This window comes from Stenotrophomonas sp. 115C5, assembly GCF_056861055.1.
In genome coordinates this window covers 234,635-259,032 of the sequence record NZ_JBSPUQ010000004.1, presented here as the reverse complement: position 1 = coordinate 259,032, position 24,398 = coordinate 234,635, and the positions used below count along the sequence as shown (strand labels likewise).

Genomic DNA, 24,398 nt, shown 5'->3' with positions numbered 1-24,398 from the left:
GCCGGGGGCAGCTGTGGTGCCGGTGGGTGAATGCCGTCGGTGCCTTCGATCGCTTGCGCCGAGATCGGCTCAGCGCGTCCGGGCAGTAGATTGATCTGGCATTCAGGCGCACCACCGGGACATAATCAGCCTGCCTCAAATAAGGCAATATGAACTTCAGAGTATCAACGGAAGAACAGGGGGATTCATGGATGTTATTCGCGTTCTGGTTGAAGAGCCTTCCGAGGGCAATGTAAGAAACGGCCTGGCATCGATGCGCTCCGGCATGGCACGTGTGGTTGAAGTAGGTGCCATGGAAATGGACGATAGTGTCCGAAAGATGGCCGATCATTTCTCGAAGATGCTGGAGGATGGCTTTCTGGCGTCGACTTCAGTCGTTGTGGACGAAATCGAACTTTCGTTGGCCGTAACTGCAAGCGGCGGCGTTGAACTGCTCGGGAAGTTCTCGGCCGGAACCCAGGCGGGGCTCAAGCTCAAGCTCAAACGGAAGGGCTGATGGGATGAGCACTCAAGCCAGCAGTTTCATCGAACGTCGGAAGCAGGAACAGGATCACCCGCTCGGAAAAGTGCGTCCCGAACTGATCGCTGAGATTGCCGAGGAGCTGGAACTACCTGTGGCAACTGGCTTGCCAGATGCCATCTGCCGGGTTCAGATGGTTCTTCGAGATCTGCGGCCGCTTCTTCCGGAGTCCATCATCAGCCGCCTTGACGATGGCCGGATCTCAGCTGCGGAGATCTGCGAGCACAACCCTGCCGTATACGTCCAGACGTTCCAGGACGGGAGTTACGGCATCGTGATGACCTCAGCGCTCCCCGAGTACCTCTATCGGGTCGCAAGACCTCTTTCCAGTGCGCTCATTCGTCTTGAAAGCAATCCTTCCATGGGGCTTGAGCTTGACGAGCTGGCACGCATTCTCAGCGAAATTGTCTGGTGGCAGTGCGAGGGCAGTTTCGGTCCTGACTACGAAATCTCAAAGCATCAGCGCATCTATGCCAGCGAGCTCGCCATGCGTGCTCAGCGTTTTCTGGTTGCACATGAACTCGCGCATGTGATGTGTGACGTCGAGGATAAGCTGCGAGAGGAGCGGCCAGAAGCCGTCGGCGCCGTGGAGGAGGAGCTTGTCTGCGACTACATCGCGGTGCAGCTCTCGATGCACGCCAGTTTGGCGCGTGATGATGATCCGAATTTCCACATGCTCAGCTATGCCGCTGCGGAGTTCGCGCTGCAGTCGTGGTCCTTGCTGGAACGCCTGGGCGATCGTGCGGCTGATGCCGGCACTCATCCTGCTCTCCCCGATCGGCTTGCGGCGATGCGAAGGGCTCTGCGCGATTGCTGTGAGGATGACGCGGCGTTCGAACAGATCGTCTTGGTTGCAGATCTGATCGATAGTGCGTTCTCCAGGGCTGCTGATCTGCTGCCAGACATCGAAGTGCGGTTCTCCGCCGAGGCCAATGCATTCGCAGACGACATCCATGCACTGCTTGATGAGTGCTCACTCGAAGACGTCCCTGACTACGCCCGATTCCGGGAAGAGATCAGGCCCATTCTGGGACGTGGTTATCCGGTGAAGCTTGTCGAGGCAGTGCTGAGTCCGGTGATCGATGGATTCTTCCTCGCGAATCGATCGGGATCGCCTGAATTCTCTGATGAAGAGATCAAGCGGCGCTTTCGCCGGATGAAGCTCCTCTATAGTCTGCAGGGAAACTATTCAAAGCCGATGGACACACTTCTGGAGTGTGTATTCAGCCGATACCGATAATGAGGGCAGGGCAGCCGGCCCAGCCATGCCGATGACTGGCTGGGACGAGCTGGTCAAGTAGCTACAACATGTAAGGAATCTTGAACGCCAGCGTGAAGTCCGGTGCATCCGGGGTCAGCCCGATGCCCAGCAGCGTCACCAGCGTGGTGTGCTGGTTCAACGCATAGGTCACGCCCAGGTTCAGTGATGCCGCATTGGCGTCACTGCCGATCACCTTCATCCACTTGCCACCCTGGAAGCGGGTGGAGGCGCGGGCGCTGATGCGGTCGCTGAAGGACAGGCTCAGGCTGGTCCGCTCGTTGAATGCGAAGGCAACACCTGCACCGAAGTACACCGAGCCGCCCAGCTTCACGTCGCCTGGGTTGACCGTATCCGGATTGCTGTCGATGTCGCTGAAGCCGCGAGGGATGGAGTGCACGTACCCGATGTTGGCGAACAGGATGGCCGGGTCAGCGGTCTTCACCATCGACAGGCCGAGGTTGGCCTGCCATACGCCGTTGCCGGTGGGTTGCTCGCGCGGCACGGCGAAGCGGATGTAGTCGTCGACATCGCGCTCGATCACCTTCCAGTCCAGGCCGTAAGGCGCGCGCCCGGTGGGGGCAGTGACACCGGCCGTGAGCACGGTCTCCGGGCGCCAGCCGCGTTCGCCGAACAGCCGGTAGTTCGCGCTCAGGCCAATGTCGCCCAGGCCGTTGCCGTTGGTCTGCTCCTGCGCGATGGCGGCCGCTGCACCGCCGGCGCCGCCTTTCTGGTATACGGTGCGCCGCGCCAGGTAGGGCACATCCAGGTTGAGGGTCAGGTTCGGGCTGACGCCCCAGCGGGCCGCCACGTTGTAGGTCAGCGAGTCGGACTCCACGTTCTCGATGGCGATATTGCCGAGGAAGATGGCGTCCAACGCGAGGAAGCCGTTGAGGGTGAGCTGCTTGCGGTCGTAGCGGGCGTAGGTGAGGCTGTTCTCGACGGTGAAGCGACGGGAGAACAGGGCCGACTGCTGCTGCTTCACGTCGTCCACGCTGCGCCGCGACTCCTGCTTGGCCTGCTGGGCTTCGGCGGTGGTACTGGCGTAGCCCTCGCTGCTTGGTGGAACCGCGGCAGCCGCCGCCTGCGCCAATGGCGCGGCCGGTGGGGTCGAGGCTGGGCCAACCCGCCCGCCCAGGCGTGCCTGCATGGCCTGCACCTGCATGTCCAGTTCGCGCAGCCGCCGCACTTCCTGTGCGTAGTTGGCTTTCAGCTGTTCCAGCTGGTTGGCCAGGGCCTGCACGTCCGCGCCATCGTCAGGCGTCGGCGGTGCGGCAAGGGCGGTGCCCGCCAGCGCCGCCAGCGCCAACGGGGTGATCCTCATCAGGGTGTGCATGTTCGTGTCCTGCGTTGTGGAGCGTTTCCCCCAATGCCAGGCCCTGCTACTGGCCCGGCCCCATGCCGCGGTTCAACGCAATCGCCTGGGCCACGTTCTGGCTCAACGGCAGGTTGCCGCCCACGGCGTTGCGCACCAGCTCCAGCCGCAGCTGGTTGCTGGCGATCTGGCCGTCACCGGCGAGGGCAATGCCCTGGCCGACGCTGCCATTGCGGATCCACTGCTGCACCAGCCCCTGGCCATCCACCTGCAGCAGCAGGCGTGCCTGGTTGCCTTCCAGCACGGCCGTCGCGCTGGCGCCGGCCCGCTGCGCGGTGACGTTGCCTGCGCCATCAGAGAGAACAGCCGGTACGCCACCCTCGCGGACGGTCAGCGTGGTGACGTTGCGCGCGACATTTCCATCGCCGGCCACCTGCACGCTCTGCACAAGGCCGCTGGCGTTGGCCAGGCCGCTGCTGTCGATGCTGCGTCCGCGGGTATCGGGCAGCGGCGCATCGGCTGCCGTGACATGCACGCTGGGCTGGAAGCTGAGCTTCGGCGCGCCACCACCACGGAAGTCCATGCCCAGGGTGAGGCTGCCCTGCAGGGTCGTGCCGTTGCTGGCCTGCCACTGCGACACCATGGTGACCCCGAACCAGGCAACGTTGTTGCCGCCCACGGTGTAGCGCCCCCGCATCTGGCTCAGCTCCGGGTCGGGGATTTCCGTGAGTCCACGCCCGGTCCTGCCGTCGGCGGCCTGCAGGGGCAGGGCAGGGGCCATCAGCAGCAGCGCCATCCATACGTGTTGACGGAACATGGTCGTACCTCCTCAGAACAGGTCGGCGTGGCTGAAGCCGAAGTCGACCAGTTCGGCATCGGTGATCGGCCCTTGCCGCGCGTAGAGTGCGCGGGCACTTGGCCGTTCGCTGGGTTGCAGAAGAACGGTATTGCGATCGAAGTCGCTGCCGATCACCACGAAGACCGCACGCGATGGCCAGGCAGCCAGGAACTCCGGCAGCGTCAGGCTGCGGTTGCCGAGGATCGGGTCGGCCACTTCCACGATGCCGTTGCGGACCTGCTTGAGCACCACGAAATGGCGGAAGCCGCGCACGTCCATCAGCACCAGTCCTGGCACGCGGAGGGTGCGCAGTCGTGTTTCATCGATGCGGTAGCCCCGGCCACGCATGCCCAGCGATTCCACGTAGCGCTTGATGTCGAGCAGGGAGAATCCGCGCTCGGCCACCAGCGCTGGATCGGAAACCCCCATCATTCCTTCGATCACCGTCGCTTCGTCGGTCTGCAGGTGATAGGCATGGCGCAGGATGGTCGCCAATGCGGCCGCCCCGCAGCTGTAATCGGTGTGCTGGCGCACCACGTTGCGGTAGCGCCGCTCCTGCATGCTTTCCACCTTCTGCTGCAGCAGCGCGCCATTGGGCAGCACGCCGGCGAAGTGGACCTCGCCCGCCCATGCCGATGCGGTGCCCATCAGCAACAGGAAGGCCAGCAGGCGCGTCGATGGAGGGCAACGGATCATCTACGTTCTCCAGCAGCAGGGGGGAGCCCCTGTCCCAAGGGGGAGGAGGAACAGGGGCTCCCGGGGACCCGGCCATTGGCGGACGGCCGGGGTGTTGCGCTTACTCGCCGCTGCCACCACCGCCGCCGGTGCTGGGCTGGGCGACTGCCAGGGCCAGGCTGTTGGCCTGCAGGTTGCCGGTGCCCGCAGCAACGTTCACGCCGATGTTGCCGGAGGCGCCCGAGAAGGCACTGCCGGACAACGCCGAGGTGTTGGTCGCGTTGACGTTCACCCAGCGCGTGGTGCTGACCGTGCCGCTGAGGCTGGCATACAGGTCGGCCACGCCCAGTTCGACGAACTGGCTGGTGCCACTCTCACGCGTATCGAAGCCCAGGCCGCCCACCCCCGGCCGGTTGGGGTTCATCGTGGCGTTCTGGATCTGGTTGTCCAGATCGATATGGCCGGTGCTGTTGCCACCCGGGTGCGGCAGCTCGCCACTCCACGTATCCAGGTAGTAATTGGCCATCTGGTAGGCGTTGCCGGTGCCGCGGTAAGTGCCCGCGCCATAGGCCAGGGTCAGGCCGCTGACGCCGCCACGCATGCCGACCTGCACGGTATCGGTGTAGGACTGCACGAAGCCGGCGTTGCTGACCGTGTTGCCGGTGGAGACCTGGTTGGAGCTGATGCTCGACTGGGCCACCGCCGTGGTCGCTACCGAGGCCGCGAGCGCGTTCTTCTGCTCATTGTTGTTGCCCGAGGCGATGTTCACGCCGATGTTGCCGGACGCGCCGCCAAAGGCGTTGCCGCCGAGACCTGCGGCGTTGGTGACGCCGGAGTTCATGGTGGCGTTGCCGAAGCCGGCCTGGTTGACGAACACCTCGGCGTCGGCCATGCCGAAGCTGAAGGACGCATCGGCAGCGGACAACGACGCGGCATTGTCCTGGGCGTTGTTGTCGCCGGATACCACGTTGAAGCCGAGATTGCCCGATGCGCCGGCACCCACGCTGTCACCGATGGACGCACTGTTGGTGACCAGGCTGTTGCTGGTGGCGTTGTTGCTGATCGACTGGCGGTTGTCGATCACGGCAATGGCCGCCGAGTCGAGGTCGATGTCGCCGGTGATGTTCGGGTCGCCGGAGAAATTGATGTCGGTGCTCAGCCGCAGGTCCTTCTCCAGGTTCACGTCGACGCCGTGGTTGTTCTTTTCCTTGCGTTCGTCGGCCTGGATGTTGCTGTGCTTCTGCACATTGACGTTGACGGTGCGGTTGCGCACGTCGTTGTCGGTATGGTTGTGCGTGTCGTTGCGGGTCTCGCTGACGGTGTGGTTGTGGTTGATGTTCGCGTTGGCGTTCTGGTTGTCCCAGCCATTGGCCGCAGCGGCGGTCGAGGCAGTGGCAATCGCCATGGCGAGCATGGTCTGTTTGACGGTCGCTTTCATGGTGCCCTCTCTCTCATCAGGTGGTGCATCGGTTGGGTGGTTGTCACGGGCGGTCGTGCACGACCAGGCCCAGTACGTTGGCCGTGTCGTTGCCGTTGCCCGCGATCTGATTGAGTTGCAGGACCCCGTCGAATCCCCGCAGTGCGGTGCTGGCTACACCGGCGCTGCGGGTGCCCGTCGCGACGCCGCGACCGGTGTCGTCCCGCCCCCCTGCCAACGCGGAACCCTCGGCGGCCAAGGCCGTATCGTCGGTTTCGCGTATGCCCTGTCGGGCCAGCGTCGCGCTGACGACGTTGAGCGTCGTGTTGGCGATGCCGCTGGCCTGGTTGATGGATGCGATGCCACTGGCACCGGCCAGTGCGTCACCGCCAATGAACGCGGTGGCTTGAAGCGGCCCGGACAGCACGCGGTTCCCCTGCTGCAGCTGCCGGGCATTGATCGCCACGTCGGCGCGATCGCCCTTGGCGAGGCCCCGCAGGTTGGCCTGCACGTTGAGGTCGCCGGCGGCCTGGTTCACGGCGATGGCACCCGTCGCCCCGGCCAGTGCGTGGCCGTCGATGCGGGCCACGTCGAGATAGGCGAGCATGCCGCTGTAGTCATCGGCCCGGGTCGCCCAGGGCGCGGCAGCGAGCAGCAGAAGCAAGCCGTGCAGGGCCTTCATTTTCCACCTGCCGGGGCCGTGCCCTGCAGGGGGAACTGGGCCAGTGCGCCGCGCACGGTATTGGCGATACCGCGGGTGCTGCTGCCCACCGCACCGAGCGGACCACTCATGGCGCCTCCCAGGTTGCTGCCGACCATGCCATCACCACCGCGGCCAAGCGTGCCGCCCAGGGCCTGCTGGGTGACCCGTTCAACGGTAGTGCCGCCCGGTGTCGCGACGGACGCTGCCTGGCCGGCACCCATGCCGGCATAGTCCTCATCGCTCAACTCGTCCATGCCGTTCGTCGTGCCACCGGCGCCCAATGCGGTGGCGATCTCGCGCTGTGGCTTCGGGTCGGCAATCAGCGCCATGCCCGGTGGCGCCATGCGATAGGCCGGCCGCGCGGATACGTCCCGCAACAGGACGATTTCGCCCGGCTGTGCCTTCACGCCCTGGCGGGCGCCGGACGCGGATGCGCCCGCGCCAACCGACAGCAGGGCTATTGCCAGTGCTGCGGCCAGGCCGCGAATCAGGGTGGTGCCGTCCATGCCGATCTCCCGCGGTGGGTGCGGCGGAACCACGCATCAACCGTGCCAACCTGGAAGTGCCCACCCGCCAATGTCGGGACCTTGCAGCTCCTGACCGTGCTGCTGCCACGGTGTTACAGGCACGTCGGGGAATCGTTGGGATTTCGAAGCCCCAGGCACCGCAGGGCAAGGGCGGCGTGCAACTGTTGCATGGGTGTTACAGGTGGCGCCGCCGTCTGCAACGGTGCCGGTTCATCCACAAATTTCTTGACGCATTGCTCATTGCGCCGCCGTTTAGGGAAGCGCTAGGATCCGCCCAACAAAGGCCGCCCCGGTGGCCGTAGAGGTCCCGGCGGGGGGGCGGCACGCCGGCGATTGCCTGACAGTCCGCCGACGGTGTCCGGATGCTGGGGGAAGCATGGCAGCGGTCCCGGAGGCTTCTACGTCACGTTGCGTGCTCTGGTTTGGCGAGCCGTTGGCGAACGAGCGCAGTGCGCTGGCGGCAGCGGGCTGGTATGTGCGCAGCATCCATCCCGATCCCGCCATGGCGATAGGCCTGCGTGGGCGCGATCGATTGCTCGCCGTACTCGATCTGCGCCATCTCGATGCGGCGGCGCTGCAGCTGCTGGCACCGTGGATCGAGCAGCACCAGCATCTGCCCTGGCTGGCGGTACTGCCTCCGGGGGCCGGACCCACATCGCCGGCCTGGCTGCCGTTGCTGCAGCGATGCGGCGCGCGCTTCACGCTGCCGTTCGGCCTGCAGGACCTGGTCTGCGCGATGCGTCAGCAGTTCGATGCGGATGATCCGCCTGTCGATGCAACCTGCAGTGGGTACGGACCGCACGCATTGATTGGCGAAAGCGCTGCGCTGCATGCGGTGCGCACGGTGCTGCACAAGTTCGCGCCGGTGGAACTGCCGGTGCTGGTCACCGGCGAAACCGGTACAGGCAAGGAACTGGCTGCACATGCGCTGCATGCGCTGTCGGGGCGCGCCGGCAGGCCTTTCATTGCGGTGAACTGTGGTGCGATTCCGGCCAACCTCGTCCAGTCGGAGCTGTTCGGACACGAGCGCGGCTCGTTCACCGGTGCCGACAAGCGGCAGATCGGCGTGTTCGAATCCGCCCATGGCGGTACGGTGTTTCTTGATGAGGTAGGCGATCTGCCGGCAGAAGCGCAGACCAGCCTGCTGCGCGTGCTGCAGGAAGGAACCTTCGAGCGCGTGGGCAGCAGCCAGCCGCTGCGCGCGGACGTGCGGGTACTTGCCGCGACCCACGTCGAACTGGAACACGCGGTGGCGCAGGGGCGGTTCCGCAGCGATCTCTACTACCGCCTGAACGTGCTGCGCCTGCTGATGCCACCGCTGCGCGAGCGCGGTGCCGACGTGCAGCTGCTGGCCGAGCACTTCCTGCGCTGCTTCCGGTTGCGCCACAGCGTGCGTGCGCGCGGCTTCGCACCGGCTGCACTGCAGGCGATGCGGCGCTTCGACTGGCCCGGCAACGTACGCGAACTACTGAACCGTGTGCAGCGTGCAGCGATCATGGCCGAAGGCGAGCTGATCAGTGAGCGTGACCTGGAGCTGGGCGCATCGGTAGCGGTCCTGCCCGCGGCGATGCTGCACGATGCGCGCGGCCAGGCCGAGCGCGATGTACTGCTGCAGACCCTGCGCCAGACCGGCTACAACGTCTCCGAGTGCGCGCGGCAGATGCAGATATCGCGGGTCACGGTGTATCGCCTGTGCCGCAAGCACCGGTTGGAACTACCTGCACAGCGCTGATCAGCCGGCCGCCAGGTGCTTGAACAGGCGCAACGGTTTGCCCGCGACGCGCTCGATCACGCCCTTGGCTTCCAGGTCCAGCTGCACGGCCTTCAACCACCAGCCGGCGGTCGCACCTGCCGGGAACAGCGCGGCGGGCAGGTGCGGCAGCAGTGCCTGTTTCGCCTGCGCAACGGTCAGGCCGGGCGGTTGCGCAGGCAGCGCCCGCAGCAAGGCATGGCGCATGGCGAGGTACTTGGCGCGATCCACGCGCTGGATGTGCCCGGGCGTGGTGATGCTTTCGATCTCGATCCGTTCGGGCTCAGGCATGGGTATCTCCCGCGACCTCGATGCGTGGGCTGCGGAAGCCCATGGCGATCCACGCCTTCATCAACCGGGCATAGAAGCGCAGCGACCGGGTCTTCAGGTTCGGCACATCGTCGGGAAGCACAGACGCATCAGGAAGATCACTGACCATGGTCCGCATCTCCACGGCAGGTCTTGTCTATGCCGGCCACAACAGGCCATACAGGCTCAGCCAATGGCCGCCGCTGAACTCCAGGAAGAGCGGCGTATTGCAGCATCCCGCCAGTACGCGGCGGCTGCCGCCCCTGCTGGACAACCGCAAAGCACGCAGCATGGAATGTCCGGCATCGATGCTGACGCGATCCTTGCGATGCATTACGAAGAGCGACTGGCCATGCGGGCCCAGTACGTCCGGTGCGCGGGGCAGCGCCTGCAGCATGGCGCCGGCCTTGCGGCAGCTGTCGCAGCAGCATTCGACGGTGGCAATGGGACGGCCCGTGGCGGTCAGGCGGACCTGGCCGCAGGTGCAGGCAAGGAACTGATGGGAGGGCATCTGCATTTTCTCCTTGGGTGGTCATCCTCTCGACGAACCGGGGCGCCGGGAATCGACACCATCCGCCTTCAAGGGCGCTTCATCCGGTAGCGGACGCGGTACAGGTCCAACCCTGCACCGTCCGCGCGCCGCGCCGAATAGGTCAAGCTGCCGGGTTGCGAGCCATCCAGCATCGCGCCGTAGCTGTCGCCGGAGGCCTCGTTCAAGGGGGAGGGCAACGCATGGCCGGCGTCATAACGGCCTCCACGCTCGTAGGCAATGAACTGGCGCACCGGTGCACTGCCGAAGTCCAGGGCGCGGGCAAACACCACCGTGCGGCCGTCACCGAGGAAGGTGGCATCGAACTCCTGCGCTGCGGTATTGAGGTCTCCCGGCAGCGGCCGTGCCGGCTGCGCCATGCCACGGACCATCGCTGCAATGTAGAGGTCATGACCACCCGCACCGCCTGCGCGATCGCTGGAGAACAGTAGCGTGCCTGCATCCGGCGAGAGCATCGGCGCGAACTCATCGGCTGCGCTGTTCACTGCGGGGCCAAGATTGATCGGCTCCCCGAATCGACCGTCGCTCCCCATGCTGACCCGATACAGATCGTCGCCGCCCTGGCCGCCTGCGCGATCCGAACAGAAGAACACCACGCGGCCATCGGCGGAAAAGGCGGGATCGAAGTCACGTCCCGGCGTGTTGAACGAGACCGGCGTCGCCGGCCGCCAGCGCTGCCCATCGTTGCGGGCGACCCAGATGTCATACCCGCCCGGACCGCCGGGCCGGTTGCGGCTGAACCACAGCGCGGTCTTTCCGTCCGGGCTCAAGGTCAGTCGAATCTCGTCGTACCGCGTGGATGCAACACCCGGGGCAAAGCGCTCGGCCGGGCCGAAGATCTGCAGCACCCTGGATGGAGACGCAGGAGGCGACGCAGCAACCAGCAGCACCACGGCCAACAGCGCCTTCATGCCTGTCGCTCGAAGTCGCTGACCCAGTTGGTTTCCCAACTGCGTCCACCATCGGTCGAGGCCGCCTGTTCCCAGCGCGCCGAATGCGGGGTAATGCGTGACCAGATCACCCGGGTCTGGATTGATCGACCGTCGTGCTGTTCTTCGCCGAAGAAGCGGCCGACACCGGCCTCGAAACTACCGCGCAGTGGCGCGCCGATCCGGGTCGGCTCGCGGCCATCCAGCCACCAGCTCAGCCAGTGCTGCTCCGCCGCATTCCAGGCACGGATGCCCATGCCGCGCAGCGGTGCTCCAGGCACGTCCATCAGGTTGTCACCCACGTTGCCGAACCCTCCCAGTACCGGCCAGTTGTGCAGGGTGCCGTTGAACGCGTCCCACGCATCGCTGCCTGCCAGCCGAGCGCGCAGGCGACGATGGCGCACGTTCCAATGGCCCGCCAGGAAATCAAAATCGCCCGGTGCATCCGGCAGCTTCGGAAGCGGAGCGGGGACCGCAGCAGTGCGCCGGAACCAGTTGCGCCAGTTCACTTCCCAGTGCGCACCGGCATCGTCGGAGAACGCCTGTTCCCACCACGGCTCCTCGCCGTGGATGTCATGCCAGCGGAACCACACATCGATGGGGCGCCCGTCGATCCGGTCGGTGCCACGGAAGCTGCCGGCATCGCCCTCGAAGCCCCCGCGCACGGGGGCTTCGATATGGGCAGGATTGCGGCCATCGATCCACCAGATCGACCACGTGGAAGACACTGGATCAAATGCACGCACGCCCAGCCCCCTGTAGGGACCCGAAGGCAGCGCCATGACGTTGTCATCAATGGTGCCGAGCCCGCCCAGGGTGAGCCAGACCGCGCTGGAGCCGGTGAAAGACTCCCAGCGGGTATCGCCCACCAGGCGCTCCTTCAGGCGCTGGTGCCGGACCCGCCAGTTGCCCTGCAACCATGTCCAATCTTCGCTGTGGCTGGCCAGGGCCCACCCGGAGGGCAGGGCGGTGGACGCTGCCGCGGCGGCCAAAGTGGCCAGGAACTGCCGTCGATCCATGTGCGTGATCCGCTACCGAAGGTGCCTCCATCGTTGCGGGCACGAGGGGGGATTGACCACGCAGATATCGGGGCTCAGGCTAAGCCACACTTATGGTGACCCAACGCCAGCTTCCGTCGCTTGCCGCCATCCGTGCCTTCGAGGCGGCGGCGCGGCTGGGCAGCTTCGCGCGTGCCGCCGAAGAGCTCGACACCAGCGCGGCATCGGTGAGCTACCACGTGCGGCGGCTGGAGGCCCAGACCGGTACCTGCCTGTTCCTGCGCCATGCACAGCACGTAGAACTGACGGCGACGGGGGCCAGCGTCGCGCAGGAGGCCACCCGGGCATTCGATGCACTGCGCGCCAGCTTCATGCGCGCCGCAGACATGGATGCGGCGCGACTGCGCCTGTCTGTACTGCCCACGCTGGGCACCAGTTGGCTGACGCCGCGACTGGGCACGTTCCGCGCCCGCCACCGGCAGTTCGTGCTGGAGCTGGACCTGTCGGCAGCGCCGCAGGATCTGGCCGCCGGTCACTTCGATGCGGCCATCCGCAATGGCCAGGGCGGATGGCCAGGTCTTCAGGCAACTCCTTTGTTTCCCAGCGTGTTCACACCGTTGTGTGCGCCGGCGCTGCTGCCGACGGCGCGTGGGCTGGGCAGCAGCGTGCTGGAGATTCCCTTGCTCGGGCGGCCGGACTGGTGGGCCCTGTGGTTTGCCGCGCACGGGCACATGCCACCACCGGCACCGGAGAGTTTCGTCGCGCCCTTTGCCGTCGAGCATCTGGATGTCGGCGCCGCGATCGCAGGGCAGGGCATTGCCATCGGTTCGCCGATCCTGTTCCAGGCCGAGCTGGATAGCGGGCGCCTGGTGCAGGCGCATCCGGGGGTCGCCAGCGACGGTCGCAGCTTCTGGTTCGTGGCACCCACGGCGCGAGGTGGCAGTGCCAAGGTCATTGCATTCCGTGACTGGCTGGTCCAGCAGGCCGCCGAGGCGCGGCATGCAGCCCGCCATTACCTGGCCCGGGCGGTAATGCCATGAGCCAGAGCCCCGAACTGCTGCGGCGCCTGCTGCGCGCCAAGGACCGGATGGATCGGGCCAGCCATGAGGAATGGCCCGTCGCGCGCCTGGCTGAGGTCAGTGCGGTGTCGCCGGCGCACTTCGCCCGCTCGTTCAAGCAGGCCTTCGGGCTGCCGCCGCACCGTTATCTGCTCAGCCGCCGCATCGAACGGGCGGTGGCGCTGCTGCGTGATACCGATCTGGCGGTGACCGAAATCGCCGCGCAGACCGGATGGCGCAGCCTGGGTACCTTTGGCCGCATCTTCCGTGACATCACCGGTGACAGCCCGGGCACTGTGCGCGAGCGTGAGCGTGCTGGCCAGGCGGCGTCGGCCAGTGTGCCGGAATGCCACGCACGCGCCGCGCAGCGCCCGGACCTGAAGATCGCAGTTCTGGAGAAGCGCCGCCGCGAGGCGATTGCTAACGTGGACCCTACCTGAGGGAGGTCCCATGACGAATTCTGTGAACACGGTCGGCCTGTATGTGCGCGACCAGGATGAGGCGCTGGCGTTCTACGTCGGCAAGCTCGGTTTCGAAGTGCATACCGACGTGCGCAATGGCAGCTACCGCTGGCTGACGGTACGCAGCCCGGGCCAGGACGGTTTCCAGCTGGGCCTGTTCGTGCCGGGTCCGCCCACCCACGATGCGGCCACCGCGCTTTCGCTGCAGCAGCTGGTGGCCAAAGGCGCAATGCCGCCCCTGGTGCTGGCTGTGGATGACTGCCAGGCGCGTTACACGCAGTGGTTGGCAGAGGGCGTGGAATTCACCCAGGAGCCGATCGAGCGATTCGGTGCGATCGATGCCGGATTCCGCGACCCATCGGGCAATGGCTGGAAGATGATCGAAGCCCGTTCCGAGGCGAGGCGCCGGCAATGAGCCGCGGTGGCTGGGCACGGCCCGTGCATCGTTGGACCTCGATCGTGTTCACCCTGGCCGTGATCGCCAACTTCGTGGCGCGCGGGCTGGGGCAGGGCGAGCCGGCGGCGTGGATCACCTATGCGCCGCTGCCGCCGTTGTTCCTGCAGCTGTTCACCGGGTTGTACCTGTTTGCGCTGCACTACAGCGGCAGGTGCCGCAGCGCCGGGCAGGGCGCTGCGGGTTGACGCCGGGTCAGGCGGCAGCGTCGGCGGTGTAGGCCGCCAGCAGTGCGGGAAGATCTTCCATGCGCTGGAAGATCACCTGGGCACCGGCCGCGCGCAGAGCCTCGGGCGTGCTGTGGTGCGGGCCGCCCTCGCTGAAGCCGAACACGGTGGCACCTGCATCCACACCGGCGGTCGCACCGGTCACGGTGTCTTCAATGACCGCGCAGCGCTTCGGATCCACACCCAGCGCGGCAGCGGCCGCCAGGTAGACGTCCGGGTGCGGCTTGGTGTTCGGCATGTCCTGGCCGCTGTAGACGTGGTCGCCGAAGGCATCGAGGATGCCGACCTTGCCCAGCTGCAGTTTCACCTTTAGCAGATCGGCGCCGGAGGCGCAGGCGATCCGCCCACCGGTGGCCGCAGCGATCGCACGCACGGCCTCGGGTGCCCCCTGGATCGCTTCCAGGTCACGTTCCAGTGCCCGGTTGCGCTGCTGGCGGAACTCTTCAAGCCACGCCTCGGTGAACGGCTTGCCGGTGCGCTCCTCGATCAGCCCGGCCAGATGGGCCACCGACTGGCCGAGGAAGACTTCACCCGCCTGCGCTGGGGTCAGCGGCCAGCCGCGCTCAGTCAGCATCTCCGAGAGCACGCGGGCGACGAGCGGCTCGGAATCGACGAGTACGCCATCGCAGTCGAACAGCACGGCATCAAACGGGAAACGGGACATCTACAGCTCCAGGGGGCAATGCGATGGTGCAATTGCCCGCCATTTTCCCATAGTCGTCCCGGCCTGGCACCCGGACCGGATGCCAGCCATTCCAGCAGGCCTGGTCAGCCCAGGTCGCACCCGGCTGGCTGCGGCCAGGTGCTCGCCGGCAGCATGTTCTTCAGCGAGGCCGGCGCGTTGATGGCCACGTAGCTGGCGCCCAGCAGCTCCTCCAGATCGGCGATGGTCACCAGGTAGCTGTCCAGGCTGCCCAGGTTCGCTTCGTTGGGGATGATCCAGCTGATCGCCTTGGCCGTGCCGGTGTTCGGGTCGCGGGTGATGATCGTTTTCCAGAAGAACTCCGGCGTCGGGATGCCGTGGCTGGAAAGGAAGTAGTCGTTGGAGGCATCGCCATAGACCACGCCACCATAGACATCCACCGGCGCGATGTCGCGGTAGCACTCGGCCACGTTCTCGGCCTTTACCCAGATGCCCTGGTTGAAGCTGGAGACCTGCGGGACGATGTTGGTCATGTAGTTGGCGCGACGGATGTAGGTCGCGTTGTAGTCCATGTGATTGGAGGTCACCAGATGGCCACGGTCATAGCCGGATTTGATGCTGGCGTAGGAGGCGGTGCTGTTCTGGCCGAGGCAGCCGGCCGGCAGGTCCGGGTCCTTGTAGAAGCTGGACGGGCGCGCGGCCGAGCCGGTGTCGGCGGTGAGCGTGTACTCGTAGCGGGTGGCGCTGTGGATGCTGCAGTCGTAGGTGAGCACGAAGCCGCCCTTGTTGAGGGTGACGACCTGGGCCTGGGCAGCGCCGGCGACGGCGCTGAGGACGAACGCGAGGAAGAAGCTTGCAAGGCGCATTGCGGTTCTCCAGCAGAAGTTCAGAGCGCAGCCGTCCGCCTCGACCTGGCAGGGCGAGGTCATGGGGAGACGGTGCGGAGTCGGGTGCAGCGGATTGCGGTGGGACGTGACCGAGCGGGTGGGGCCATGCCGACCCTGCGGTGTCGTAAGCGTCACAAGCTGTCGCCTTTCGGTCAACGACGAAAAGACGAAGCTGTGACAGCCCGCAAGCACTGGTGATGTGTCAGATCACGCGGCACGTGGCTGACACGCGCGCGTGCTAGGGCGGGGCGGTCCCCTTCGCCACCAGGCTCAGGGCTGTGCCCGCAACACGTAGTCGCCGCGGCGCGCTCCAGGTGCCAGCGACCATCCGGGCGCCAGGCTCAGCGTCCATCCATGATCCTGCAGGGGCAGTTCGCCCGATGCAGGCGCCTGCACGATCACGGCCTTCCAGTCGTTCTGCATCAAAGCTCCGTCGGTGACCGTCAACGTTCCCCATACGTCGCTCAGCCGCATCGTGGGATACACCGTGCCGCTGCCAGGCAACGGCTGCATGTTGCCTGGGTCGAACTGGATGCGCATGCTGCGAAGATCCAGCCGCAGTACCGGGCCGGTTACAAAGCGGGCCTGGTTGCGTTCAAGCTGCGCAAGGCGCTGCTGTTCCCGCTGCACTTCCGTTTCGCGCAGCGCAGGCCCGTCATAACGCGCTGCCGTGGTGAGCAGTGCAGCTTCGTCGGTGAGTGGAGTGGTGTGCGTGCGCTCTGCCAGAAGTGAGCCGAGATCCCGGGCGGGATGGCCAGGATTGCGATGCCATCCGGGCGCAACCTGGTCCAGCAGCAGGCCATAGGCCGGGCCGGTCGCGTAGGCGAACGAACGGACGAAGCTGCGATCACCCACATGGGCGCGAAGGTCATGAAGTGCAGCTTCGATGCGCGCAGCGCGAGTTGGATTGCCGACTAGAACGCCGGTGTACTCGGCCAGGCCCTCGTTCAACTCCAGCGCGGCCTCGTCCCGGGCGGCGGCTGGGAAGTGACGGTAACGCTCAGCACGGAACGCGAGCGCATCGTTCATCGCGTTGCGCTGTGCGCCGGGGTCGGTTGCGGACAGTGCGGCGGCAAGTGCACGCCATTCCAGCTGCAGCCAATAGCGCCCTTCGAGCGTGTCGAGGTGCTCATTGCCGCCTTCTGCCGGCGTTTCGATCGACAATGCGGGTTGCAGGCGATGGAACATCTCGTGGGCCAGCAGCGTGCGTCGCCGGCTTTCGTCCTGTGGCAGCGGCCAGAGCAGCTGCGTCCAGCGGGTGCCGGACCATTCGACGGCAGTGTTGGCGATGATCGCGTCCGGCGGAAGCTGGCCGACGAAGACCTTTCCACGTACCTGCAGGCGGCCCTGTGCATCTGCATGGGATGCCGTGACCCGTCGACTGGTCCGGTCTACCAGCATCATCGGCCCACACAGCGACGCTCCCCAGAGTCGACCGTTGTCGGCCTGGCACAGCGCTTCCGCCTCTTCAAAAACTGCGCCGGCCGCGACGTCGGACAGCGCGGGTCCGTCCGCAGACACGGGGCCGACTGCACCCAGCATCAGGGCGGCAAGTGAGAGTGGCCGGGGCCTCATGGTATCCGTCCATCCTTGGGAAGTACCCCGTCATAGCATCGATCCAAAGGCTGCGACAATGCAGCAGACGTCATGCTGCGCCGCAAGGTGCCTGTCACCATTCGCACTGGTACGGTCCGATCCGTTGCACCACCACCGACGGGGAGAGACCACGATGCGCAAGGTATTGCTGCTGTTGATCCTGCTGACCGGGCTGGCGCCCACCGCCTGGGCGGCCACGGTCAAGACCACCCATCGCACCATTCCCAGCTGGGATGGAACGCCTCTCGGGGCCTTCGTCATCGAACCGCAGGACGCGGGCAGCGGGCGGTATCCCTTGCTGGTGATGCCCAGCAGCTGGGCGGTGCCCAGCGTGGAATACGTGGGCGTGGCGCAGTCGCTGGCGCGGCGTGGCTATGTGGTCATCAGCTACAGCTCGCGTGGCTTCTGGGAATCCGGCGGCAGCATCGACATCGCCGGGCCGGCCACCGTCGAGGACGTCAGTGCGCTGATTGACTGGGCGCTGGACAACACCCGCGCCGACCCGTCACGAATCGGCGTTTCGGGCATCTCCTACGGCGCCGGCACCAGCCTGCTGGCGGCGGCGCGCGACCCTCGCATCAAGGCAGTGGCCGCACTGAGCGGCTGGGCCGACCTGCAGGCCTCGCTGTACAGCAACGATACCCCCAGCGCGCAGGGCATCGCGCTGCTGGTGGCCGCAGGATTGGCTACCGGTCGCCCGGGACCGGAACTGACGACCATCAATCGCAATGTGCTGGTCGGCAACTACCAGGGCGCGGTGGACTCGCTGTTGCCGGTGGCGGCCCAGCGCAGCCCTGGGTCCAGCATCGATGAGATCAACGCCAACCAGCCGGCGGTGTTCCTGGCCAACGCCTTCAACGACAGCCTGTTCCCGCCGGGCCAGCTGGTCGATTTCTTCAACCGCCTGAAGGGCCCCAAACAGCTCCAGCTGCGCCATGGTGATCACGCGCTCAACGAAGCCTTTGGCGCATTGGGTATTCCCAACGAGGTCTACGATTCGGTGGGCGACTGGTTCGACCATTACCTCAAGGGTGAGGCCAATGGCATCGACCGGCAGCCTGCAGTGCAGCTGAAGTCGCAGAAGGGCAGCTGGAGCACCTACCCGAACTGGCAGGCGACCAATGCGGGCGCCGTCAGCTATGCGCTGACCGCACCCAAAGGCCTGCTGCTGCCAACGGGTGGGCTGGCGGAGAACGGTGGCAGCACCGGCTGGAACTACCGCATCGGCAGTGGCCTGCTGACCGCCGCCAATTCCGGTGTGGCGATGGCCTCAGGTGCACTGCAGATGATCAACCTGCCGCCGGGTGCCTATGTGCCGTTCGTTGGCCGCAGCGCGGCCGGCGTCTGGCAGGGACCGGTTCAATGGAGCGCGCGGCGCCTGGATGGCGCACCGGAAGTGCGTTTGACGGTTATCCCCAGTCGCGCCAACACCACGCTGTACGCCTACCTCTATGCGGAAGACGTGCTGGGCAACGGCCAGCTGATCAGCCACAAGCCCTATACGCTGCGGGGTGCCACACCGGGCCAGGCGAAGACCATCGACCTGCGACTGGAAGCCAGCAGCTGGAACGTTCCGGCCGGCAGCCGCCTGACCCTGGTGGTTGATACGGTGGATCTGCGGTATGCGGGCATCAGCCAGTTGGGTGGGGCGGTGACCTTCAGCTCGCCGGCCAATGCGCCTTCGGTATTGAAGGTGCCGCTGCATTGATGTGCGTTCGCGCCCGTTGCGGCGGGCGCGGGTTGCCAGGCTGGAAAACTGCGAGACTGGAGATCGATCCAAGGGAGGGGTGCCGGCATGATCATCGCAGGGCTTCTGATGGGCGCGGTGCTTGCCACACCCATTCCGCAAGGCGTTCCAACCGACTGGTCGCGCACGCTGCTGGCAGATCTGGATGCAGCCGATGCAGCTATGCGCGACAGTCATCCGGGCACGGTCGACCGGCGCAATCCCGGCTTCGTTCCCCAGTTGGAGGCAGCCTCGGCGCTTGCCCGCTCGCGCGCGGGCAGGGTCGACAGCTTCGCGGGCTACTGGTGGGCGATGAAGGGCTATGCGGCGTCCTTCAACGATGGGCATGTCAGTCTCAACGCGCTTGCCGACGCTCCCGATCTTCCAACGCAATGGCCAGGGTTCCTGACCGGCTTCGACGGCGATGTGCAGGTGGTCATGGCCGTGGATGGTGGTCCGGGCCATCCGCCGCTTGGGGCTCGATTGCTGTCCTGTGATGGTGTCGATGCGCAGACGCTGGCTGCGCGCCGGGTGGGTGACTTCAGCGGGCGTTGGAACCTGCAGGCCAGCCGCATCCATGGTGGCGGTGAAGTGCTGCTGGAGCAGGGCAATCCGTTCGTGCCCATGCTGAGCAGCTGCGTTTTTCGTGTGAATGGTCGAGAACAGCGCCATACGCTGCGCTGGGCGCCACTTGATCCGGGAAGCCGAAAGGAACGCCTGGCCGATACCCGCCGCAGCGTCCGCCCAGCCAATGGCTGGCACACGATGCCAGGCGGTGGCTACTGGATCACCACCAGCAGCTTCAACGCCGATCCCGCTGCGGCCAATTTCCAGGAGCTCACCCGGATGCTGCAGCAACTCACCCCGGCGACCGACGCGTTGCAGCAGGCGCCCCTGATCGTGCTCGATGTGCGCGGCAACAGCGGCGGTGCGTCGCACTGGAGCATCGCGCTGGCGCGGTTGATCTGGGGGCGCGAGGCCGTGGATGCAGTGCGTGACGACAGCTGGGTGGAGTGGCGGGCGTCCGAACCCAACATCGCCCAGCTCCGTGGTTTTCTGCAGAAACTGGAGCAGGCACCTGACGCATCACCGGCGCTGCTTCATATGCTGGAGTCCGTAACCGCAGGGATGGCGCAGGCAAGGGAGCAAGGCCAGCCGTTGTGGCGGGAACCCACCAATGATCCGGCCGCCGCGCTATCGCAGGTAGAGCGGGCCGGGCCCGGACACAAGGGCAGGGTGGTGGTCGTGGCTGATGCCGCCTGTGGTTCGGCCTGCCTGGATGCGCTGGACCTGTGGAAGCGGCTGGGCGCGATGCAGGTCGGCGTCGAGACGTCGGCCGACAGCCTCTACATGGATGTCCGGCCAGAGCGGCTCCCGAGCGGCCTGGCCAGGATCTCCGTGCCGATGAAGGTTTTCCGAGGCCGGGTGCGCGGCTCGAATGAGCCACATGTTCCGGATCGTCGCTATGACGGCGACATGCGGGACACCGCAGCACTTGAAGCGTGGATCTCCGGACGATGATCCGGTCCTGGTGGCCTGCCGGTGACGCAGCACGGATGCATTAAACCTTTTCACCGGCCGCGGCATCCAACCCGCAATGAGCACGGCACCCGCTGCGGCTCTACTGACGGAAGGAGCCCTCGGATGTGCGGACTGCCTCGTACTGCGCTTCAATGCGCGATGTCGATCATGCTGGTGCCTTTCGCAGCCGGTGCTGCGGTCACCGAAATTCCCTTCGAGCAGGGCAAGGATCACCGGATCTATGTCGAGGGTACGATCAATGGCTCGCGACCACTGCGCTTTCTCATCGATACCGGCGCGTCGGCCATGGCGGTTGCCAGGCACATCCAGCAGGACGCGAAGCTGGTCATTGACGATCAGAGCGAGAACACCGGTTCCGATGGCGTCACGCTTCTCGACTACAGCACGCACAACGCGGTCCGGATCGGCAGCGTGCAGCGACCGATGGGAGCGGTGGTGATCGACTACAAGGGGCGACCCTTCGATGCGGTACTGGGCTGGACCTTCTTCCAGGGCAAGATCCTGGAAATCGACTACGACCGCAGTCTGCTGCGCGTGCACGACGATGTTCCCGACCTTGCCGGGTATGTTCGGGCCAACGTGCGCTGGATTGGCAACGTCCCGGTGATCCAGGTCTCGCTCGGCAACGGCAGCAGCACCTTTGCGCCCTGGCTTGCCCTGGACACCGGCAGCAACGGCAACATCGACCTGTCCTATGCCTTCGGCACCGCCCACCGCCTGCAGGAGGCGTTCCCGGAACGACTTGGAACGTCTCAGTTCAGCGGCAGCGCGGGCCGGAAGATACGCGCGGTGGATGTGCGTGTGCCCGAGGCCAGCATTTCGACCCTGCAACTGAAAGGGCAGAAAGCCTCGATCACTGTCGATGACGAAGGATCCACGGACGACGGGACGCTTGGCAGCGAAGTGCTGCAGCAGTTCAATATCCTGCTGGATGCCCGTTCCGGCAGCATCTTTCTGCGCCCCAATCGTCGCTTCGTCACCGCGCCGGCGGAGTGATCACGCGCGTTCAGCGCCGGACATCCGCGCCTGCATTGCCCAGCAGAGCCAGCACCTGCGCCTCCGCCACCGGGCTGAAGTCGCCGGGAATGGCGTGCTTCAACGCGCCCGCAGCCAGTCCGAAGTGTACGGTGCCTTCTGCGTCGAGCCCGGACAGCAATCCGTGCAGGATGCCGGCGGCAAAGGCATCGCCACCACCGATGCGATCAACGATACCGGGCAGCGGGCGCGGTGGTGCCTGCGCCCGCGTGCCGTCGCGCCCAAGCAGCAGCGCGCCCAGGATGTGATGATCTGCACTCACCACGTCGCGCTGGGTGCAGGCCAGCCACTGCAGGTGCGGGAAGGTGGCAAACGCGGCCGCCGCAGCGGCTTCTGTTCGAGCGACCGCATCGTCCTGCGGAAAGTGCAGCCCCAGCACCAGTTCGATGTCCCGATGATCGGCAAACGCAATGTCGGCCTCGGCGAAGATCTCACGCAGGATCGCCGCTGCGTTGCCACCCCAGCGTCGCCACAGTGAGGGACGGTAATTGCCGTCGAAGGACACCTGGACGCCGGCCGCGCGAGCCGCACGCACGCCCCCCCGCACCGTCTCGGCCACGTTGGCACCCAGCGCCGGACTCACGCCCGAGACATGCAGCAGGTGCGCGCCGGACAGCAGAGTGGGCCACGCATGATCCTTGGCACTGCTGTTTGCGAATGCAGAGCCCGCCCGGTCATACACCACTTCACTGGCGCGCTGCACCGCACCGGTGGCCAGGAAGTACAGGCCCATGCGGTCGCGATCCACTTCACGAACACCGTCCACGCCCACGCCATGCCGCCGCAGCTCGGCCACCGCATGCCGTCCCAGTACGTTGTCGGGCACCGTGCTGACCATCTGCACGTCATGGCCTAGGCAGGCCAGCGAGACGGCCACATTGGCCTCGGCGCCCCCCACATGGACCTGCAGCTGCGGCGTCTGCAGCAGCAGTTCACGGCCGGGTGCGCCCAGGCGCAGCAGCAATTCACCGAAACAAACGACGCGGCTCATCGGTTCTCTCTTAGTCGGTGGCGGTGCAGCCCAGCATGCGCAGATCGATGGCATCGGCCATGCGCCGGTAGCCTTCGTCGTTGGGGTGCAGGTGGTCGCGGGTGATGTCGGCCGGCAGTGACTCGGGCAGCTTCGGATCACGCAGCGCGGCATCGAAATCGATGATGCCATCGAACCCGGTCTGCCCACCGCGCGCCCACTGGTTGATCGTGGTGCGAGTGGCTGCGGACACGGGCTCGTAGCGCTCGGAGCCGCCGAATGGGGTCAACGTACCCAGCCAGGCGCGGATGCCGTGCGCATGCAGCCGCGCCGCAACCTGCTGATAGCCCAGCAGCATGTCCGCCGCGTTGCGTCCAGGCAGCGGCTGCGCGCCACCACTGTGGCGGATGTCATTGATGCCTTCGAACAGGATGGCCTGATCGGCATCGGCCACCGCGATCACATCGCGATCCAATCGTGACAGGGCGCTGTGGCTGCGGCCATGGTCAAGCAGCTTGTTGCCGCTGATGCCCTGGTTGAGCACCACAAACCTGTCCGGGCAGGCCTGCTGCAGCCGCTGCGCCAGACGCTCTGGCCACTGGTTGAACGTGCCGCGACGGGCCGTGGCGCCTTCCGTGATGGAATCGCCCAGCGCCACGATCACCTGGGGACGATCATCACGCTGCACCATCACCGCCGAGAACACGTTCTGCTGGTAGCTCATCCGCACGCTGTCGGCGACGGTTGCCTGCCTGCCATCCGCTACCCGCAGCTCGGTGCGGCGCACGGCGGGACGGGTAGGCTGCGGGAAATAGGCGCTCACGCTGATTTCCTGCAGTGCCGCCACCGGCATCCGCACCGGATCGCTCAGCAGTGCGGCACCCACCGGCACCTCGATGACCGCGCGGCCATCCACTGTTACCGGCAGTGGTGCGGCTTTGCCGTTCTTCATTCCTAGGCGCAGGTCCTCGACCCGCAAGGGCACCGTGCCGAGTTCGTTGCTGATGCGCAGCCGCAGCGCATCCCCGCGGCTGCCAACCCGGATGTCCTGGCGCACGGTCTGTGCGGCGAACTGTACCGGCGCATCGGGCGTTCCGTCCTTGCGGTCGGGCGCGGGCGCGGCCGTCCAGGCAGTGACCCACACGGGTGCGGCCCACACAGCAGGCGTGGCCGTGGCGGAACAGATCGCCAATGAAAGCAGGAGTGTCCAGCGCTGCATGGGCAGGATTCCAGTCAGGAGAAGTAGGTGCCGCCGTTGACGTCCAGATTCGCACCGGTAATGAACGCCGCCGCATCCGAAGCCAGGAATACAGCGGCGTCAGCGGCCTCGTCCGGCGCACCCTGGCGGCGCAGCGGGGTGGCGCCGGCAACGGCCGTGCGCACTTCCGGTTTGGTGAACTCGTCGTGGAAGCGGGTGGCGATCATGCCGCAGCACAGTGCGTTTACCCGGATACCCTTCGGCCCCAGCTCCTTGGCCATGGCACGGGTGAAGGTCATCACCGCCGCCTTGGCGGTGGCGTAGATCGATGCGCCCGGGCCGCCACCATCACGCCCTGCCTGCGAAGCGAAGTTGACGATGGCCGCGCCTTCGCGCATGTGCGGCACCACCGCGTGCGTGGTGAGATAGGTGGAGGTGATGTTGAGGTCCATCACCGTGTGGAAGAACGCCGGGTCGATCTCGGCCAGCGGGCGACGCTGCACCATGCCACCGGCAACGTTCACCAGCAGGTCGATGCGCTCACCAAACGCGGCCTGTGCCGCAGCGACCAGGCCGGCGACGGCAGCGGCATCGGTGACATCGGCGCGATGCACGATGGCCTGGCCACCGGCCGCCTGGATCTGTGCCAGCGTTTCCTGGGCACTGGCTTCATCATTGGCGTAGTTGATGCAGACGCGTGCACCGGCGGCAGCCAGTTTGATCGAAACGGCGCGGCCGATATCGCGGCCACCGCCGGTGACAATGGCCACCTTGTCCTGGAACGACATGCGGAAAACTCCTTGGTTTGCGGG

General features: G+C 66.2%; 27 protein-coding genes. 10 read left to right on the top strand and 17 right to left on the bottom strand.

What is annotated here, in order from left to right; genetic code table 11:
- Window positions 1-187: 187 nt before the first annotated feature.
- Both AC13FN_RS08095 and AC13FN_RS08090 read left to right on the top strand, forming a co-directional pair.
- A complete protein-coding gene (locus tag AC13FN_RS08095) occupies window positions 188-496 on the top strand; it encodes a Pepco domain-containing protein (RefSeq protein WP_049433520.1) in 309 nt (102 codons plus the stop codon).
- Between the two features lie 4 nt (window positions 497-500).
- Window positions 501-1,760, top strand: a complete 1,260-nt coding sequence (locus AC13FN_RS08090; protein WP_049433519.1) for a phage exclusion protein Lit family protein — start codon at window positions 501-503, stop codon at window positions 1,758-1,760.
- A 61-nt stretch (window positions 1,761-1,821) separates the two neighbouring features.
- Here the strand turns inward: AC13FN_RS08090 and AC13FN_RS08085 are convergent, their stop codons facing one another.
- The 6 genes from AC13FN_RS08085 to AC13FN_RS08060 form a co-directional block, all read right to left on the bottom strand.
- Complete coding sequence (locus tag AC13FN_RS08085) at window positions 1,822-3,114, bottom strand: transporter (protein ID WP_482984437.1); 1,293 nt, start codon at window positions 3,112-3,114, stop codon at window positions 1,822-1,824.
- A 46-nt stretch (window positions 3,115-3,160) separates the two neighbouring features.
- Window positions 3,161-3,910: a hypothetical protein gene (locus tag AC13FN_RS08080; protein WP_053443092.1), complete on the bottom strand. Its 750-nt coding sequence runs from the start codon at window positions 3,908-3,910 to the stop codon at window positions 3,161-3,163.
- Window positions 3,911-3,922: 12 nt separating this feature from the next.
- Window positions 3,923-4,627 carry a C39 family peptidase gene (locus AC13FN_RS08075; protein ID WP_053443091.1) on the bottom strand — a complete coding sequence of 235 codons (705 nt, stop codon included), beginning with the start codon at window positions 4,625-4,627 and terminating at the stop codon, window positions 3,923-3,925.
- Window positions 4,628-4,727: 100 nt separating this feature from the next.
- A complete protein-coding gene (locus AC13FN_RS08070) occupies window positions 4,728-6,044 on the bottom strand; it encodes a hypothetical protein (RefSeq protein WP_053443090.1) in 1,317 nt (438 codons plus the stop codon).
- A 43-nt stretch (window positions 6,045-6,087) separates the two neighbouring features.
- A complete protein-coding gene (locus AC13FN_RS08065) occupies window positions 6,088-6,705 on the bottom strand; it encodes a hypothetical protein (protein WP_217013414.1) in 618 nt (205 codons plus the stop codon).
- Window positions 6,702-7,232: a hypothetical protein gene (locus AC13FN_RS08060; RefSeq protein ID WP_482984438.1), complete on the bottom strand. Its 531-nt coding sequence runs from the start codon at window positions 7,230-7,232 to the stop codon at window positions 6,702-6,704. The genes AC13FN_RS08065 and AC13FN_RS08060 overlap by 4 nt, the downstream gene beginning before the upstream one ends.
- A 397-nt stretch (window positions 7,233-7,629) precedes the next feature.
- Here AC13FN_RS08060 and AC13FN_RS08055 point away from each other — a divergent pair, with 397 nt between their 5' ends.
- On the top strand, window positions 7,630-8,985 hold the full coding sequence (locus AC13FN_RS08055; protein WP_312383216.1) for a sigma-54 interaction domain-containing protein: 1,356 nt from the start codon (window positions 7,630-7,632) through the stop codon (window positions 8,983-8,985).
- Here AC13FN_RS08055 and AC13FN_RS08050 read toward each other — a convergent pair whose 3' ends face one another.
- The 5 genes from AC13FN_RS08050 to AC13FN_RS08030 all read right to left on the bottom strand — a co-directional run bounded on the left by AC13FN_RS08050 (window position 8,986) and on the right by AC13FN_RS08030 (window position 11,810).
- Window positions 8,986-9,294: a DUF6958 family protein gene (locus tag AC13FN_RS08050; protein ID WP_049433778.1), complete on the bottom strand. Its 309-nt coding sequence runs from the start codon at window positions 9,292-9,294 to the stop codon at window positions 8,986-8,988.
- Window positions 9,287-9,442, bottom strand: coding sequence for a hypothetical protein (locus AC13FN_RS08045; RefSeq protein ID WP_482984439.1), 156 nt, complete (start codon window positions 9,440-9,442; stop codon window positions 9,287-9,289). Before AC13FN_RS08045 ends, AC13FN_RS08050 begins: the two co-directional genes overlap by 8 nt.
- Window positions 9,443-9,469: 27 nt before the next feature.
- Window positions 9,470-9,823, bottom strand: coding sequence for a GFA family protein (locus AC13FN_RS08040; protein WP_482984440.1), 354 nt, complete (start codon window positions 9,821-9,823; stop codon window positions 9,470-9,472).
- Window positions 9,824-9,891: 68 nt separating this feature from the next.
- Window positions 9,892-10,773 carry a TolB family protein gene (locus AC13FN_RS08035; RefSeq protein ID WP_049433776.1) on the bottom strand — a complete coding sequence of 294 codons (882 nt, stop codon included), beginning with the start codon at window positions 10,771-10,773 and terminating at the stop codon, window positions 9,892-9,894.
- The gene (locus AC13FN_RS08030) at window positions 10,770-11,810 is read right to left on the bottom strand and encodes a hypothetical protein (protein ID WP_049433775.1); all 1,041 of its coding nucleotides are present in this window, start codon (window positions 11,808-11,810) and stop codon (window positions 10,770-10,772) included. Before AC13FN_RS08030 ends, AC13FN_RS08035 begins: the two co-directional genes overlap by 4 nt.
- A gap of 92 nt (window positions 11,811-11,902) precedes the next feature.
- Here AC13FN_RS08030 and AC13FN_RS08025 point away from each other — a divergent pair, with 92 nt between their 5' ends.
- From AC13FN_RS08025 to AC13FN_RS08010, 4 genes are read left to right on the top strand one after another with little or no spacing between them, the layout of a single operon-like run.
- Entirely contained in the window at window positions 11,903-12,829 is a 927-nt protein-coding gene (locus AC13FN_RS08025; protein WP_054171811.1) for a LysR substrate-binding domain-containing protein, read from the top strand.
- Window positions 12,826-13,287 carry a helix-turn-helix domain-containing protein gene (locus AC13FN_RS08020; protein ID WP_482984441.1) on the top strand — a complete coding sequence of 154 codons (462 nt, stop codon included), beginning with the start codon at window positions 12,826-12,828 and terminating at the stop codon, window positions 13,285-13,287. Before AC13FN_RS08025 ends, AC13FN_RS08020 begins: the two co-directional genes overlap by 4 nt.
- A 10-nt stretch (window positions 13,288-13,297) precedes the next feature.
- The gene (locus AC13FN_RS08015) at window positions 13,298-13,723 is read left to right on the top strand and encodes a VOC family protein (RefSeq protein ID WP_460132575.1); all 426 of its coding nucleotides are present in this window, start codon (window positions 13,298-13,300) and stop codon (window positions 13,721-13,723) included.
- On the top strand, window positions 13,720-13,950 hold the full coding sequence (locus tag AC13FN_RS08010) for a hypothetical protein (protein ID WP_010485559.1): 231 nt from the start codon (window positions 13,720-13,722) through the stop codon (window positions 13,948-13,950). The genes AC13FN_RS08015 and AC13FN_RS08010 overlap by 4 nt, the downstream gene beginning before the upstream one ends.
- Before the next feature lie 7 nt (window positions 13,951-13,957).
- On the opposite strand, the gene AC13FN_RS08005 is transcribed toward AC13FN_RS08010, so the two are convergent.
- The 3 genes from AC13FN_RS08005 to AC13FN_RS07995 form a co-directional block, all read right to left on the bottom strand.
- Window positions 13,958-14,653, bottom strand: coding sequence for an HAD family hydrolase (locus tag AC13FN_RS08005; RefSeq protein ID WP_482984442.1), 696 nt, complete (start codon window positions 14,651-14,653; stop codon window positions 13,958-13,960).
- Between the two features lie 104 nt (window positions 14,654-14,757).
- Complete coding sequence (locus tag AC13FN_RS08000; protein ID WP_049433772.1) at window positions 14,758-15,498, bottom strand: DNA/RNA non-specific endonuclease; 741 nt, start codon at window positions 15,496-15,498, stop codon at window positions 14,758-14,760.
- Window positions 15,499-15,789: 291 nt separating this feature from the next.
- Entirely contained in the window at window positions 15,790-17,061 is a 1,272-nt protein-coding gene (locus tag AC13FN_RS07995) for a hypothetical protein (protein ID WP_482995104.1), read from the bottom strand.
- A 187-nt stretch (window positions 17,062-17,248) separates the two neighbouring features.
- Here AC13FN_RS07995 and AC13FN_RS07990 point away from each other — a divergent pair, with 187 nt between their 5' ends.
- The 3 genes from AC13FN_RS07990 to AC13FN_RS07980 all read left to right on the top strand — a co-directional run bounded on the left by AC13FN_RS07990 (window position 17,249) and on the right by AC13FN_RS07980 (window position 21,379).
- Window positions 17,249-18,823 carry a S15 peptidase family protein gene (locus AC13FN_RS07990; RefSeq protein WP_482984443.1) on the top strand — a complete coding sequence of 525 codons (1,575 nt, stop codon included), beginning with the start codon at window positions 17,249-17,251 and terminating at the stop codon, window positions 18,821-18,823.
- Window positions 18,824-18,910: 87 nt separating this feature from the next.
- On the top strand, window positions 18,911-20,362 hold the full coding sequence (locus tag AC13FN_RS07985) for a S41 family peptidase (RefSeq protein WP_482984444.1): 1,452 nt from the start codon (window positions 18,911-18,913) through the stop codon (window positions 20,360-20,362).
- Window positions 20,363-20,521: 159 nt separating this feature from the next.
- Window positions 20,522-21,379 (top strand): retropepsin-like aspartic protease, encoded by an 858-nt coding sequence (locus AC13FN_RS07980; RefSeq protein WP_482984445.1) that lies wholly within the window; start codon window positions 20,522-20,524, stop codon window positions 21,377-21,379.
- Between the two features lie 10 nt (window positions 21,380-21,389).
- Here the strand turns inward: AC13FN_RS07980 and AC13FN_RS07975 are convergent, their stop codons facing one another.
- From AC13FN_RS07975 to AC13FN_RS07965, 3 genes are read right to left on the bottom strand one after another with little or no spacing between them, the layout of a single operon-like run.
- Window positions 21,390-22,409, bottom strand: a complete 1,020-nt coding sequence (locus AC13FN_RS07975) for a sugar kinase (protein WP_482984446.1) — start codon at window positions 22,407-22,409, stop codon at window positions 21,390-21,392.
- A 10-nt stretch (window positions 22,410-22,419) separates the two neighbouring features.
- Entirely contained in the window at window positions 22,420-23,607 is a 1,188-nt protein-coding gene (locus tag AC13FN_RS07970) for a GDSL-type esterase/lipase family protein (protein ID WP_482984447.1), read from the bottom strand.
- A 14-nt stretch (window positions 23,608-23,621) separates the two neighbouring features.
- Complete coding sequence (locus AC13FN_RS07965; protein WP_049409649.1) at window positions 23,622-24,374, bottom strand: SDR family NAD(P)-dependent oxidoreductase; 753 nt, start codon at window positions 24,372-24,374, stop codon at window positions 23,622-23,624.
- Between the last annotated feature and the right edge of the window lie 24 nt (window positions 24,375-24,398).

Excerpts from the sequence above, each read along its gene's own strand:
- AC13FN_RS08095 (WP_049433520.1), top strand. The coding sequence starts at position 188 with ATGGATGTTATTCGCGTTCTGGTTGAAGAGCCTTCCGAGGGCAATGTA.
- AC13FN_RS08090 (WP_049433519.1), top strand. The coding sequence starts at position 501 with ATGAGCACTCAAGCCAGCAGTTTCATCGAACGTCGGAAGCAGGAACAG.
- AC13FN_RS08085 (WP_482984437.1), bottom strand. The coding sequence starts at position 3,114 with ATGCACACCCTGATGAGGATCACCCCGTTGGCGCTGGCGGCGCTGGCG.
- AC13FN_RS08080 (WP_053443092.1), bottom strand. The coding sequence starts at position 3,910 with ATGTTCCGTCAACACGTATGGATGGCGCTGCTGCTGATGGCCCCTGCC.
- AC13FN_RS08075 (WP_053443091.1), bottom strand. The coding sequence starts at position 4,627 with ATGATCCGTTGCCCTCCATCGACGCGCCTGCTGGCCTTCCTGTTGCTG.
- AC13FN_RS08070 (WP_053443090.1), bottom strand. The coding sequence starts at position 6,044 with ATGAAAGCGACCGTCAAACAGACCATGCTCGCCATGGCGATTGCCACT.
- AC13FN_RS08065 (WP_217013414.1), bottom strand. The coding sequence starts at position 6,705 with ATGAAGGCCCTGCACGGCTTGCTTCTGCTGCTCGCTGCCGCGCCCTGG.
- AC13FN_RS08060 (WP_482984438.1), bottom strand. The coding sequence starts at position 7,232 with ATGGACGGCACCACCCTGATTCGCGGCCTGGCCGCAGCACTGGCAATA.
- AC13FN_RS08055 (WP_312383216.1), top strand. The coding sequence starts at position 7,630 with ATGGCAGCGGTCCCGGAGGCTTCTACGTCACGTTGCGTGCTCTGGTTT.
- AC13FN_RS08050 (WP_049433778.1), bottom strand. The coding sequence starts at position 9,294 with ATGCCTGAGCCCGAACGGATCGAGATCGAAAGCATCACCACGCCCGGG.
- AC13FN_RS08045 (WP_482984439.1), bottom strand. The coding sequence starts at position 9,442 with ATGGTCAGTGATCTTCCTGATGCGTCTGTGCTTCCCGACGATGTGCCG.
- AC13FN_RS08040 (WP_482984440.1), bottom strand. The coding sequence starts at position 9,823 with ATGCCCTCCCATCAGTTCCTTGCCTGCACCTGCGGCCAGGTCCGCCTG.
- AC13FN_RS08035 (WP_049433776.1), bottom strand. The coding sequence starts at position 10,773 with ATGAAGGCGCTGTTGGCCGTGGTGCTGCTGGTTGCTGCGTCGCCTCCT.
- AC13FN_RS08030 (WP_049433775.1), bottom strand. The coding sequence starts at position 11,810 with ATGGATCGACGGCAGTTCCTGGCCACTTTGGCCGCCGCGGCAGCGTCC.
- AC13FN_RS08025 (WP_054171811.1), top strand. The coding sequence starts at position 11,903 with ATGGTGACCCAACGCCAGCTTCCGTCGCTTGCCGCCATCCGTGCCTTC.
- AC13FN_RS08020 (WP_482984441.1), top strand. The coding sequence starts at position 12,826 with ATGAGCCAGAGCCCCGAACTGCTGCGGCGCCTGCTGCGCGCCAAGGAC.
- AC13FN_RS08015 (WP_460132575.1), top strand. The coding sequence starts at position 13,298 with ATGACGAATTCTGTGAACACGGTCGGCCTGTATGTGCGCGACCAGGAT.
- AC13FN_RS08010 (WP_010485559.1), top strand. The coding sequence starts at position 13,720 with ATGAGCCGCGGTGGCTGGGCACGGCCCGTGCATCGTTGGACCTCGATC.
- AC13FN_RS08005 (WP_482984442.1), bottom strand. The coding sequence starts at position 14,653 with ATGTCCCGTTTCCCGTTTGATGCCGTGCTGTTCGACTGCGATGGCGTA.
- AC13FN_RS08000 (WP_049433772.1), bottom strand. The coding sequence starts at position 15,498 with ATGCGCCTTGCAAGCTTCTTCCTCGCGTTCGTCCTCAGCGCCGTCGCC.
- AC13FN_RS07995 (WP_482995104.1), bottom strand. The coding sequence starts at position 17,061 with ATGCTGGGTGCAGTCGGCCCCGTGTCTGCGGACGGACCCGCGCTGTCC.
- AC13FN_RS07990 (WP_482984443.1), top strand. The coding sequence starts at position 17,249 with ATGCGCAAGGTATTGCTGCTGTTGATCCTGCTGACCGGGCTGGCGCCC.
- AC13FN_RS07985 (WP_482984444.1), top strand. The coding sequence starts at position 18,911 with ATGATCATCGCAGGGCTTCTGATGGGCGCGGTGCTTGCCACACCCATT.
- AC13FN_RS07980 (WP_482984445.1), top strand. The coding sequence starts at position 20,522 with ATGTCGATCATGCTGGTGCCTTTCGCAGCCGGTGCTGCGGTCACCGAA.
- AC13FN_RS07975 (WP_482984446.1), bottom strand. The coding sequence starts at position 22,409 with ATGAGCCGCGTCGTTTGTTTCGGTGAATTGCTGCTGCGCCTGGGCGCA.
- AC13FN_RS07970 (WP_482984447.1), bottom strand. The coding sequence starts at position 23,607 with ATGCAGCGCTGGACACTCCTGCTTTCATTGGCGATCTGTTCCGCCACG.
- AC13FN_RS07965 (WP_049409649.1), bottom strand. The coding sequence starts at position 24,374 with ATGTCGTTCCAGGACAAGGTGGCCATTGTCACCGGCGGTGGCCGCGAT.